Genomic DNA, 13,060 nt, shown 5'->3' on the forward strand with positions numbered 1-13,060 from the left:
TTGCAAAGGCTTCGAATCAGCTTGGTGAACCGGTGCCGTGCCAGGGCCCGCGTGGCCGCCGGGCGCGTTATGCTGGCGGTTGCGCCGCCAAACCTGGCGGAATCACCGGAACCCAGCCGTCATGAGTGCCACCGCGCCCCCTTCCGCCAGCGCCACCCCACCTTCCAGCGTCCCCCCGTCCGCCGGCCTCACCATTCCCTACATCGGTCTGCTCGACTGGCGGCGGGTGGTCGATTGGCTGCGGGCCGACGGCGTGATCTCGGCCGAGCAGGCCGAGCGCACCGTGGCACGCTGTTCGCAGGCTGAAAGCGCACAGCATCCTCTGGTGCGTCTGGCCAGCGTGGCCATGCTGAGGGCCTCCAACGGCCGGCCGTTGGACCTGGAGGAGCTCACCCAGTACATCGCCGGGCGCGCCGGGGTTGAGTACCTTCGCATCGATCCCCTGCGCGTCGACGTGGGCAAGGTGGCCGAGACCATGAGCGCCGCCTACGCCGAGCGCCACCGCGTGCTGCCGGTGCAGATCACTGCCAGCGAGGTGGTCGTGGCCACGGCCGAGCCCTTTGTGACCGATTGGATCAGCGAAGTCGAACGCCAGTCCCGGCGCCGGGTTCGGCGTGTGGTGGCCAACCCGCTGGAGATTCACCGCTACACCGCCGAGTTTTTCGCCTTGGCCAAATCGGTGCGTGCCGCGCAGAAGGCGGGGGCCAGCAACAACGCGGCGAGCTTCGAGCAACTGGTCGAACTTGGCCGCAGCAACAAGCAGCTTGATGCCAACGATCAGGGCGTGGTGCGGGTGGTCGACTGGCTGTGGCAATACGCCTTCGACCAGCGTGCCAGCGACATCCACCTGGAACCCCGGCGCGAGCAGGGCGTGATCCGCTTTCGCATCGATGGCGTGCTGCACTCCGTCTACCAGATGCCCATGGGCGTTCTCAACGCCATGGTGGCTCGCGTCAAGCTGCTGGGTCGCATGGACGTGGTCGAGCGCCGACGCCCGCAGGACGGTCGCATCAAGACCCGCAACCCGCGGGGTGATGAGGTGGAAATGCGCCTGTCCACCCTGCCCACCGCCTTCGGCGAGAAGATGGTGATGCGCATCTTCGACCCTGACACGGCGGTCAAAGACCTGGACGCCCTGGGCTTTTCGGCCCACGACGCCCAACGCTGGGAGCAGCTCACGCGCCGGCCTTACGGCATCATCTTGGTGACCGGGCCCACGGGTTCGGGCAAGACCACCACGCTGTATTCCACGCTCAAGCGGATGGCCACCGACGAGGTCAACGTCTGCACCGTTGAAGACCCGATCGAAATGATCGAGCCTGCCTTCAACCAGACCCAGGTGCAGCCCCAGCTCGACTTCAGCTTTGCCGAGGGCCTGCGCTCGCTCATGCGGCAAGACCCGGACATCATCATGGTGGGCGAAATCCGTGACCTGGAGACCGCCGACATGGCGGTCCAGGCGGCCCTCACCGGCCACCTGGTGTTTTCCACCCTGCACACCAATGACGCGCCCTCGGCCATCACCCGGCTCATGGAGTTGGGCGTGCCGCCCTACCTGCTCAACGCCACGGTGCTGGGGGTGCTGGCCCAGCGCCTGGTGCGCACCTTGTGCCGCCAGTGCAAGGTGCCCGACGAGGCCTTCAGCGCCGAGACCCTGGCCGACTTCGTCAAGCCCTGGAAGATCAATGCCAGCGGTGGCTACCGCCCCTACAAGCCCGTGGGCTGCGTGGACTGCCGCATGACGGGATTCATGGGGCGCATGGGCCTGTACGAACTGCTCTCCATCAGCGAAGCCTTCAAGGATCGCGTCAACCGTGAGCCCAGCCTGGATGCGCTGCGCCGCCAGGGCGTCAGCGATGGCATGCGGCCGCTGCGCCTGGCCGGAGCGCTGCGCGTGGCCGAAGGCCTGACCACGCTCGAAGAAGTGCTCAGCACCACCCCCCCTCTGGATTGAGGGGCCGGTCGGGGCCATGACCGCCCCCACAAGCCTGCGCATCGTGCTCTGCTACTCCCTGGTAGCAGGGTTTTCCTTTGTTTGGATGGAGCGTTGTGGTGACGCTTGTTTAGTCAATTTGGGTTTTCCCTTGGATTTGTGCTTTTCTGGGCTGCCGCTGCTCCAGATTTGCGCTGCGTCAGTGACTTGGTAGGTGATATCCACATCTGACAGCTTCGTGAAAGCCACCACAATCGCCCAGTCGAAAAATTCTTTCGAGGAGATACTTCGTGAAAATCAAAAGTCAAAAAGACTTTTTTTCCGGCCTCATGTTCATGGGGGTCGGTGTCGCGTTCGCATGGGGTGCCACGACTTACAGCGTGGGGTCTGGTGCGCGCATGGGTCCTGGGTACTTTCCCCTCATGCTGGGCATCCTGCTGGCTTTGATCGGATCTGTCATCACCTTCAAGGCGATGGTGGTCGAGACCGAAGGTGGCGACAAGATCGGTGCCTGGGCCTGGAAGCCCCTGTTCTTCATCCTGGCCGCCAACTTCGTGTTCGGCATCCTGCTCGGCGGTCTGCCCAGCATTGGTTTGCCGGCCATGGGCATGATCCTCGGCATCTACGCCCTGGTCATCATCTCCAGCCTGGCGGGCAATGAGTTCAGCCTCAAGGGTGTGCTCGGTCTGTCCACCATCCTGGCGATTGGCAGCTACCTGGCTTTCGTGGTCCTGCTCAAGCTGCAGTTCCCGGTGTGGCCCAGCTTCATCACCGGCTGAGCATTGAGGAGTACAAAAAATGGATTTGATGAATAACCTGGCGCTCGGTTTTGGCGTTGCCTTCACGGGCCAAAACCTGATCTACGCTTTCGTCGGCTGTCTGCTGGGCACCCTGATCGGTGTGCTGCCTGGCATCGGCCCCGTGGCGACCATCGCCATGCTGCTGCCCGCCACCTACGCGCTGCCCCCGGTGGCTGCGCTGATCATGCTGGCCGGCATTTACTACGGTGCTCAATACGGTGGCTCCACCACCGCGATTCTGGTCAACCTGCCGGGCGAATCCTCGTCGGTGGTGACCGTGATCGACGGCTACCAGATGGCTCGCAAGGGCCGTGCGGGGCCGGCGCTGGCTGCGGCGGGCCTGGGCTCGTTCTTTGCCGGTTGCGTGGGCACCTTGATCCTGGCCGCCTTCGCGCCGCCGCTGACCGAAGTTGCCTTCAAGTTCGGCCCGGCCGAATACTTCTCGCTGATGATCCTGGGCCTGATCGGCGCCGTGGTGCTGGCCTCGGGCTCTTTGCTCAAGGCGGTGGCCATGATCGTGCTGGGCCTGTTGATGGGTCTGGTCGGTACCGACGTGAACTCGGGCGTGGCCCGCTTCAGCTTCGACATCCCTGAATTGACCGACGGCATCGGCTTCGTGGCCATCGCCATGGGTGTGTTCGGCTACGGCGAAATCATCACCAACCTCGCCCAGTCGGACGAAGACCGTGAAGTGTTCACCGCCAAGGTCGAAGGCCTGTTCCCGAACAAGGAAGACTTCAAGAACATGATCCCGGCTGTGCTGCGTGGCACGGCGCTGGGTTCTGCCCTGGGCATCCTGCCCGGCGGCGGTGCGCTGCTGGCTGCTTTTGCCGCCTACACCATCGAGAAGAAGACCAAGCTGCGCCCGGGTGAAGTGCCCTTCGGCCAAGGCAACATCCGCGGTGTGGCAGCCCCTGAGGCCGCCAACAATGCCGGTGCACAAACCTCCTTCATCCCGCTGCTGACGCTGGGCATCCCGCCCAACGCCGTGATGGCGCTGATGGTGGGTGCCATGACCATCCACAACATCCAGCCGGGCCCGCAGGTGATGACCAGCAACCCCGAACTGTTCTGGGGCCTGATTGCCTCGATGTGGATCGGCAACGCCATGCTGATCATCTTGAACCTGCCGCTGATCGGCATCTGGATCAAGCTGTTGACCGTGCCTTACCGTTGGTTGTTCCCCTCCATCGTGCTGTTCTGCGCGATCGGCGTGTACTCCACCAACAACAACACTTTCGACATCTGGATGGTGGGCGGCTTCGGCTTCATCGGCTACCTGTTCAACAAGCTGGGTGTGGAGCCTGCCCCCTTGCTGCTGGGCTTCATCCTGGGCCCGATGATGGAAGAAAACCTGCGCCGTGCGCTGCTGCTGTCGCGTGGCGACTGGAGCGTGTTCGTGACCCGTCCGTTGTCGGCTGGTCTGCTGGCCGCTGCCCTGCTGCTGCTGATCATCGTGCTGCTGCCTGCGGTCAAGAACAAGCGCGAGGAAGCCTTCGTCGAAGACTGACCCCGGCTGCTTCGGCGAGCCCGCCTTTGGCGGCTTCCGGGCCTCAAGTTCAAACGGCACCTTCGGGTGCCGTTTTTTCTGGGCGGGGCGGATCGTGGAAGGCCAGCCTTTGGCATGCGTCACAATGCCGGCTGTCCCGGCCGGGCCGGCCAACCCTGAGAGACGCATGAAGCTGCCCTTTCCCATTTCGCAACATCCCCAGCGCGTGGCGCTGCACAACGAGATCCACGCTCGCCCGCCGGAGGCTTTGCAGGCGCCGCTGGTAATCTCGCACCTGGTCATGGCCTGTGATGCCCGCGAACGCGAGGCCAGCCGTGAGCACCTGGCGGCCCTGCTGCGCAACCACCACCAGGCCTTGCCCGACGCCAGTACCACCCACTTGCGCACCGATCTGGGCCCCTGGCGGTTGCGCTGGGAGCTGCACACCGAATTTGTCAGCTGGAGCTTCAGCCGCAGCCTGGAGTTGGCCGATCTGGACCGCACCGAGCCTCCCACGGCGGTCGGGCTGGCGCCGCAGGAGTGGCTGGCTGGCTTGCCTGGGCGTTCTTTCTGTGCCGTGCACCTGATCGTGCAACCCGCCTCGGCGGGCGACCCCGAGGAGCGGGTGCGCCGCTTGTTCCATGAGGATTCGCTGGTGGCCTCTCAGGTGGCCGATGGGCATGGCGAGGTCTATACCGACTTTGCGATCCACCCTGACGGCTTTTCGCGCATGCTGCTGCTGGCCGGCAGTCTGTCGCCGCGCCGCTTGGGTCGCCTGGTGCAGCGCTTGTTGGAGATCGAGACCTACCGCATGGCGGCCCTGCTGGGCCTGCCGGTGGCCCGTGAGGCAGGGGCTGCCTTGTCGGTGGTCGACCGCGAACTGGCCGCCCTGGCCGAATCGATCCGGGTGGCAGCCCGCCAGGACGAGCCTGAACTGCTGGACCGCCTGACCCGCCTGGCCGGCCAGGTGGAGAGCCAGTACGCGCTCACCCACAGCCGCTTTTCGGCCAGTGCCGCGTATTTCGAGCTGGTCGACAAGCGCATCCAGGACATCGCCGAATCACGGCTGGCGGGCATGCAGACCATTGGCGAATTCATGGAGCGCCGCCTGACCCCGGCCCGCAGCACCTGCGAATGGGCCGCACGCCGTCAGGATGCGCTGTCACAGCGGGTTTCGCGCATCAGCAACCTGTTGCGCACCCGGGTCGAGATCGAGCAGCAACAAAGCAGCCAGGACCTGCTCACCACCATGAATCAGCGGCAGGGCCTGCAGCTCAAGCTGCAGTCCACGGTGGAGGGCTTGTCGGTGGCCGCCATCAGCTACTACATCGTTGGTCTGCTGGGCTACGTGGCCAAGGGCGCCACCAAGGTGGGCTGGCCCTGGAGCGTGGAGTCCACCACCGCGCTGGCCATTCCCGTGGTGTTGCTGGCAGTATGGTGGTCGCTGCGGCGGCTGCACCACCGCATCGTGGGCAGCGACGGCCATTGAGTCGGACCGCCTCGGGCCGGGTTCATCATTCCATCGGGAGCTTTTCTTGCAACGACGACACCTGATCGGCCAGGCGGCAGCCCTGGCCACCACTGGTTTGGGCGCTTCGGGCGCCTGGGCTCAGACGGGCTATCCCCACAAGCCGGTGCGCCTGGTGGTGCCTTTTCCGGCCGGCGGTGCCACCGATCTTTTTGCCCGGGCCCTGTCGCAGAAACTCGGTGAGCGCCTGGGCGGCTCGCTGGTGATCGAGAACCGCCCCGGCGCAGGCGGTGCGATCGGCTCAGATCTGGTCGCCAAGGCGGCCCCCGACGGCTACACCCTGTTGCTGGCCACCTCCAGCACGCACTCGATCGGCCCTGCCCTGGGGGCCCGCCTGCCTTATGACACGGTGCGTGATTTCACGCCCATCGCGCAGGTCGGCAACGCGCCCAGCGTGATGCTGGTGCCCAACAGCTCTCCCGCCCGCAACATCAAAGAGTGGATCGAGCTGGCGCGCAAGAACCCGGGCAAGCTCAACTACGCCTCCAGCGGCAACGGCACCATCGTGCAGCTCACCACCGAGTTGTTCAAGGCGCAGGCCGGGCTGTTCATCGTGCACATTCCCTACAAAGGCACTGCCCTGGCGATCCCTGACCTGGTCAGCGGCAAGCTCGACGTGTTGTTTGATTCCTTGCCCACCGGCATGCCCCATGTGCGTGACGGGCGCCTGCGTGCGCTGGGCATCACCACGCTCAAACGCAGCCCATTGGCGCCCGAGCTGCCGCCGATTGCCGACGTGCTCCCTGGGTACGAGTCCACGACCTGGTTTGGTCTGTACGGCCCCAAGGGCCTGCCGGCCGACCTGCTGCAACGGATCAACGCCGCAGCCGCTCAGACCCTGGCCGACCCCGAGGTCAAGGACAAGCTGCAACGCATGGGCATCGAGGCCGTCACCGGTTCACCGCAACAGTTGGCCACCATGGTGGCGGCTGACACCGCCAAGTGGAAGAAGATCATCGTCGAGCGACGCATCAGCACCGATTGAGGTCGATCCGGCGCCAGGGCCGTGCAGGGTCCGCCGCCGGCATCGCCTGAATCCGGTGCATGCACCGCGGGGGTGACCCGGTCTGCGGCCGGTGCAGCGACGCCGGTTTGGCAATCGGCGTACAAATGCCCTGCAAGCCGCTTGCCGCCGGCTTGTTTCAAATACATGGGCGGGCTGGGCCGGCCTGGCACGGTGCATGCTGAACCTCTGCATTCCCAACACTTGAGGAGTGCCTTCCATGCCATCCGCATCCCCTGCCGGCCGTCCCCATGTCTGGGCGCGCTGGCGCCGTCTGGCCGTGAACACCGCCGTGGCCTTGAGCGCAGGCAGCGCGTGTTTCGGGTCATGGGCTGAAACCGTGGTCCGTTACGGCATGTCGATGGCCGACATTCCGCTCACCACCGGCCAGCCTGACCGTGGGGCCGGGGCCTATCAGTTCACCGGGCACACCCTGTATGACCCGCTGATTGCCTGGGAGGCCAACATCGGCAGCCGACCAGGCAAGCTGATCCCTGGCCTGGCCACCGAATGGAAGGTCGATGCCAAGGACTCTCGCAAATGGGTTTTCACCTTGCGCCGGGGTGTCAAGTTTCACGATGGCTCCGAGTTCAACGCCGACGCGGTGGTCTGGAACCTCGACAAGGTGCTCAGCGACAAATCGCCTCAATACGATGCCAAGCAGGCCGCGCAGGTGCGCCCGCGCATCCCCTCGGTGGCCAGTTGGCGCAAGGTGGGTGACTACGCGGTCGAAATCACCACCAAGGACGTGGATGCCCTGTTCCCCTACCAGTTGCCCTGGTTCCTGATTGGCAGCCCCACGCAATGGGACAAACTGGGCCGCGACTGGAACAAGGTGGCCAGTCAGCCCTCGGGCACCGGTCCGTTCCGTCTCGACAAACTGGTGCCGCGTGAACGCGCCGAGCTGGTGCGCAACCCGGGCTACTGGGACAAGACCCGCTTGGCCCATGCCGACCGCATCGTGCTGATGCCCATCCCCGACGCACTGACCCGCGCCAACGCCCTCATCAACGGCCAGGTCGACGTCATCGAAACGCCGCCGCCCGATGCGCTGGACCAGCTCCGGAAGGGGGGCTTCAAGGTGGTGAGCAATGTCACCCCCCACGTCTGGCCCTACCACTTCAGCACCTACCCCGGCTCGCCCTGGGGCGATGTGCGTGTGCGCAAGGCCGTCAACCTGGCGATCGACCGCGAGGCCATCGTGCAACTGCTCAACGGCCAGGCTTCGGTGGCCCGGGGGCAACTCGACCCCAGCAGCCCCTGGTTCGGCAAACCTCACTTCGACATCAAGTACGACCTGCCGCAGGCCCGTGCTCTCATGGCTCAGGCCGGCTATGGCAAGAACCGGCCGCTCAAGGCCAAGGTCATCATTGCGCAGGGGGGCAGCGGGCAGATGCTGTCGCTGCCCATGAACGAGTTCATCCAGCAAAGCCTGGCCGAAATCGGGGTACAGATCGAGTTCGAGGTGGTCGAACTGGAGAACCTCTACCTGCACTGGCGCAGCGGTGCCAAGGCCGACATGAACGCCGGCAAGGGCATCAGCGCCATCAACCTGGGTTATGTCACGGCCGACCCGTTCTATGCCCTGACGCGCTTCATGGACAGCCGTTACATCGCGCCCAACGGCGTCAACTGGGGCGGCCTGAATGATCCGCAGGTGGACGCCACGATCGACAAGATCCGTACCACGTTTGACACCAAGACGCAGGACAAGCTATTGGCCTCCCTGCATGAGACCCTGGTCGACCAGGCCCTGATGCTGTGGGTGGTACACGACACCAATCCGCATGCCCACTCGCCCAGGATCAAGCACTTTGTGCAGGCCCAGCACTGGTTCCAGGACCTCACCACCATCGGCTACTGAGCCGGGCTTCACGCCATGTCTGAAGCCTTGCCCGAGGCCCACACCGAGCCGGTAGCCGCCTTGTCCGGCGTGCCGCGTGGGCGCCTGGCTGAACAGGTCTTCCGGCGGCTGGCCGATGACATCGTGCTCGGCCACTTGCAACCGGGCCAGCACCTGGACGAACAGGCCATGGCCGCGCGCTACCAGGTCTCGCGCACTCCGGTGCGGGAAGCCCTCAAACAGTTGGTGGCCACTGGCCTGGCCGATTACCGACCCAACCGCGGCTCCATGGTGCGCCGGCTGGACGCGGCCGAGCTGGACCTGATGTTCGAGGCCATCGCCGAACTGGAGTCGGCCTGCGCCCGGTATGCCGCCCTGCGCATGGACGAGGCGCAACGCCAGGCCCTGGCCGAGGCCCATGCCCAGGGACGCCTGGCCATGCAGGCTCACGACATGGAAGCCTACGATCAGGCCAATCTGCGGCTGCACCAGTTGGTGCTTGAGGGGGCCCACAACGCCCATCTGACCGAGGCCGCGCGCGCCTTGCGCACCCGGGTCAAGCCCTTTCGGCGCGGCCAGTTCACCCGCTTCGATCGCCTGGTGCAGTCGTACGAGGAGCACAGCCGCGTGGTGGAGGCCATCCTCGCGCACGACGCGCTGGCCGCCCACCGCGAAATGCGCGCCCACCTGCAGGCGGCACGCCAGGCCACGCGCCTGCTGGCGCCGCAGTGGCGCGATCCCCCGTCAGCGGCATGAACCCTCCGGCGGTGCGATAATTTTTGACTGCCCGGTCAAGCCGGGTCGGCCCGCATCGCACCCCGATTCCTCAACCCCTGCCACCTGCCTGAAGGCGCGAACCCATGAACTTCGATTACGCCAACCCCTACCTCAGCACCCGTCTGCCGGTGTTTGCCCGCAACGTGGTGTCCACCTCGCATCCGCTGGCGGCCCAGGCCGGCCTGCGCATGCTCTGGAAGGGCGGCAATGCGGTGGACGCTGCGGTGGCGGCCGCCGCCGCGATGACCATCGTCGAGCCGGTCAGCAACGGCCTGGGCAGCGATGCCTTCTGCATCCTGTGGGACGGCAAGGAACTGCACGGCCTCAATGCCTCGGGCCGCGCGCCCCAGACCTGGACCCCCGACTATTTCAAGGCCAAGTACGGCGCCGAGGCCAAGAACCCGCCCAAGCGCGGCTTCGATGCCGTCACCGTGCCCGGCGCGGTCAGCAGTTGGGTGGCCATGAGCGAGCGCTTCGGCAAACTGCCCTTTGCCGACCTCATGGAGCCTGCCATCGAGATCGCCGAGCGTGGCTACCTGCTGCCCACCGTGGTACAGCAGAAGTGGGCCGCCGCCACCCCTGAGTTGCGTGGCCTGCCCGGCTTTGCCGATGCCTTCCTGCCCTGGGGCCGGGCACCGCAGGTGGGCGAGCTGTTCCGCTTTCAATCGGCGGCCCGCGGCCTGCGCGCGATTGCCGAAACCAAGGGTCAGGCCTTTTACGGCGGCCAGATCGCCGAGGCCATCGAACGCTTCTCGGCCCGCCATGGCGGCAGCATCACGGCGCGCGACTTTGCCGAGTACCGGCCTGAATGGGTGAAGCCCATCGCCCAGAACTACCGTGGTTACACCCTGCATGAGATCCCGCCCAACGGCCAGGGCATCGCGGCCCTGATCGCCCTGGGCATCCTGGAGAACTTCGACATCGCCTCGTTGGCGGTGGACGGCATTGACTCCCAGCATCTGCAGATCGAAGCCATGAAGCTGGCCTTCGCCGATGTGTACCGCTACGTGGCCGAACCCTCGGCCATGGAGGTCACGCCCCAGCAGATGCTCGACCCGGCCTACCTGGCCTCGCGCGCCCGGCTGATCGACATGAAGAAGGCGCAAGACTTTGGCGCGGGCAACCCGGTCAAGGGCGGCACCATCTACCTGACGGCGGCCGACGAAGACGGCATGATGGTCAGCTTCATCCAGAGCAATTACATGGGCTTCGGTTCGGGCTGCGTCGAACCCGAGTTCGGCATCAGCCTGCAAAACCGCGGCCATGGCTTCAGCCTCGACGCCTCGGCCCTCAACCCGGCCAACCTGGTGGCACCCGGCAAGCGGCCTTTCCACACCATCATCCCGGCTTTCCTGACCCGGGATGGCCAGCCGGTCATGAGCTATGGCGTGATGGGCGCCAACATGCAACCCCAGGGCCACATGCAAACCCTGGTGCGCATGCTGGACTATCGCCAGAACCCGCAGGCCGCCTGCGACGCCCCGCGCTGGCGCTACAACGCCGGCCTGGAGATCAACGTCGAGGCCGCCATGCGGGCCGACACGGTGCAGGGCCTGTCCGAGCGCGGCCATGTGATGGAAGTCATCAACGACTCCTACCAGGACTTCGGTGCCGGCCAGTTCATCTGGCGTGCGGGCGACCCCAAGGTGGAAGGCTACGTGGTGGCCAGCGACCCGCGCCGCGACGGTCTGGCGGCTGGCTTTTGAGGGCCGGGCCTGATTCGATCCTGCATGGTGACGCAGGTGCACGGCTGGGCCGGCCATGACGCGTTCCCATGCCCCCGATGCCTCGCGCCGCATGGCGAGCGGCCTGGCCCTGGCCAGCCTGGGCGCCATCGCCTTCAGCGGCAAGGCCATCATCGTCAAGCTGGCCTACCGGCACGGTGTCGATGCGGTCACCCTGATCATGTACCGCATGCTGTTTGCGCTGCCCATCTTCCTGGCCATGGCCTGGTGGGCCACCTACCGCCAGGCCGTGCGCCCAGCCGCCCTCAGCGGGCGCGACTGGCTCGGTGTCCTGGGGCTGGGCATCAGCGGCTACTACCTGGCCAGCTTTCTTGACTTTGCCGGCCTGGCCTATGTCAGTGCCAGCCTGGAGCGGCTCATCCTCTACCTCAACCCCACCCTGGTGCTGCTGTTGGGGCGGGTGTTGTATGGCAAGCCCATCACGGTGCGCCAGGTGGTGGCGATGGGCGTCAGCTATTGCGGTGTGCTGCTGGTGTTTGGCCACGAGGTCAACCTGCAAGGCGGCCAGATCGCCTGGGGCACCCTGCTGGTGTTTCTCAGTGCGGTCAGCTATGCGCTGTACCTGGTCTACAGCGGCGAGATGGTGAAGCGCATCGGCTCGCTGCGCCTGGTGGGTTTGGCCACCTCGGTGGCCTGCCTGTGCTGCCTGCTCCAGTTTGCCGTGCTGCGCCCTTGGTCGGCCGCCCTGGTGGCGCCCGAGGTGCTGTGGCTGTCGGTGCTCAATGCCACCGTGTGCACCGCGGTGCCCGTGTTGATCGTGATGATGGCCATTGAGCGCATCGGCGCCGGCCTCACCGCACAGACCGGCATGATTGGGCCGCTGTCCACCATCCTCATGGGCGTGCTGATCCTGGGCGAGCCCTTCACGGCCTGGGTGGCGGCGGGCACGGTGCTGGTGATGGCGGGCATCTTTGTCGTGACCCGGGGCGCACAGCGCCGGGGCTGATGACAGCCTGCGCTGCCAGGGCGGATCACCCTGGCCAGCGCGGAGATGGTTACCAGCCGTATCATCGGCCTCCAACTGAACACTCACCTCATTGGAGCAAGACATGGATCTCGGAATTGCCGGCAAATGGGCCCTGGTCTGCGGGGCCAGCAAAGGCTTGGGCCTGGGCTGCGCACAGGCCCTGGTGCGCGAGGGCGTCAACGTCGTGATCGCTGCGCGTGGTGCCGAAGGCCTGCAGGTGGCCACGGCGGGCCTGCTGGGCGATTCGTTGCGGCCATCGGCCACCCAGGTGCTGAGCGTGGCCAGCGACGTCACCACGCCCGAAGGCCGCGCCGCGCTGTTTGCCGTGCCCGGCGGCCCCGGGGTCAACTTCGACATCGTGGTCACCAATGCCGGCGGCCCACCCCCCGGCGACTTCCGCGACTGGGACCGCGAGGCCTGGATCAAGGCGGTGGATGCCAACATGCTCACGCCCATCGAGCTCATCAAGGCCACCATCGACGGCATGGCCGAGCGCGGCTTTGGCCGCATCGTCAACATCACCTCCAGCTCGGTCAAGTCGCCCATCGACATCCTGGGCCTGTCCAATGGGGCTCGCAGCGGCCTGACCGGTTTTGTGGCGGGGGTGGCGCGCAGTTCGATCGCGGCCCGCGGCGTCACCCTCAACAACCTGCTGCCCGGCAAGTTCGACACCGACCGCCTGGCCGGCACCCTGGGCGCTGCCGCCAAGAAAAGCGGCAAGCCCATCGAGGCCATCCGTGCCGCCCAGCAAGCCCAGATCCCGGCCGGGCGCTACGGCAACCCGGCTGAGTTCGGTGCCATTTGCGCCTTCCTCTGCAGCGTGCACGCGGGCTACCTCACGGGGCAGAACATCCTGCCCGATGGCGGGGCCTACCCCGGGACCTACTGAGCCCGTGGGCCGTGGTGCTGCCTGAGTGCGCCAGTGCCCTGGGGCGCCACGTGAGTGCATTCAGGGCGACAGATGTGACCGAAGGT

10 protein-coding genes are annotated in these 13,060 nt (G+C 66.0%); all 10 read left to right on the forward strand.

Translation table 11 applies throughout. From position 1 onward, the window contains the following. The first annotated feature begins 121 nt into the window (after positions 1–121). The 10 genes from tfpB (at position 122) to AC07VS_RS02255 (ending at position 12,974) form a co-directional block, all read left to right on the forward strand. On the forward strand, positions 122–1,954 hold the full coding sequence (gene tfpB / locus AC07VS_RS02210) for a type IV pilus assembly ATPase TfpB (RefSeq protein ID WP_494750103.1): 1,833 nt from the start codon (positions 122–124) through the stop codon (positions 1,952–1,954). Between the two features lie 269 nt (positions 1,955–2,223). Beyond that, on the forward strand, positions 2,224–2,712 hold the full coding sequence (locus AC07VS_RS02215; RefSeq protein ID WP_492346689.1) for a tripartite tricarboxylate transporter TctB family protein: 489 nt from the start codon (positions 2,224–2,226) through the stop codon (positions 2,710–2,712). A 19-nt stretch (positions 2,713–2,731) separates the two neighbouring features. Next, positions 2,732–4,243, forward strand: coding sequence for a tripartite tricarboxylate transporter permease (locus AC07VS_RS02220; RefSeq protein WP_494656294.1), 1,512 nt, complete (start codon positions 2,732–2,734; stop codon positions 4,241–4,243). A gap of 166 nt (positions 4,244–4,409) precedes the next feature. Further along, positions 4,410–5,711, forward strand: coding sequence for a DUF3422 family protein (locus AC07VS_RS02225; RefSeq protein ID WP_492346691.1), 1,302 nt, complete (start codon positions 4,410–4,412; stop codon positions 5,709–5,711). Positions 5,712–5,757: 46 nt separating this feature from the next. After that, positions 5,758–6,735, forward strand: a complete 978-nt coding sequence (locus AC07VS_RS02230; RefSeq protein ID WP_494656296.1) for a Bug family tripartite tricarboxylate transporter substrate binding protein — start codon at positions 5,758–5,760, stop codon at positions 6,733–6,735. A gap of 238 nt (positions 6,736–6,973) precedes the next feature. Beyond that, the gene (locus AC07VS_RS02235; RefSeq protein ID WP_492346693.1) at positions 6,974–8,617 is read left to right on the forward strand and encodes an ABC transporter substrate-binding protein; all 1,644 of its coding nucleotides are present in this window, start codon (positions 6,974–6,976) and stop codon (positions 8,615–8,617) included. A 15-nt stretch (positions 8,618–8,632) separates the two neighbouring features. Beyond that, positions 8,633–9,352 (forward strand): GntR family transcriptional regulator, encoded by a 720-nt coding sequence (locus AC07VS_RS02240; RefSeq protein WP_494750104.1) that lies wholly within the window; start codon positions 8,633–8,635, stop codon positions 9,350–9,352. A 104-nt stretch (positions 9,353–9,456) separates the two neighbouring features. Beyond that, positions 9,457–11,079: a gamma-glutamyltransferase family protein gene (locus AC07VS_RS02245; protein ID WP_494750105.1), complete on the forward strand. Its 1,623-nt coding sequence runs from the start codon at positions 9,457–9,459 to the stop codon at positions 11,077–11,079. A gap of 55 nt (positions 11,080–11,134) precedes the next feature. Next, entirely contained in the window at positions 11,135–12,064 is a 930-nt protein-coding gene (locus AC07VS_RS02250; protein ID WP_492346696.1) for a DMT family transporter, read from the forward strand. A 103-nt stretch (positions 12,065–12,167) separates the two neighbouring features. Beyond that, the gene (locus AC07VS_RS02255; protein ID WP_492346697.1) at positions 12,168–12,974 is read left to right on the forward strand and encodes an SDR family oxidoreductase; all 807 of its coding nucleotides are present in this window, start codon (positions 12,168–12,170) and stop codon (positions 12,972–12,974) included. Positions 12,975–13,060 lie beyond the last annotated feature (86 nt).

The organism is Curvibacter sp. GW821-FHT01G03 (assembly GCF_059422285.1).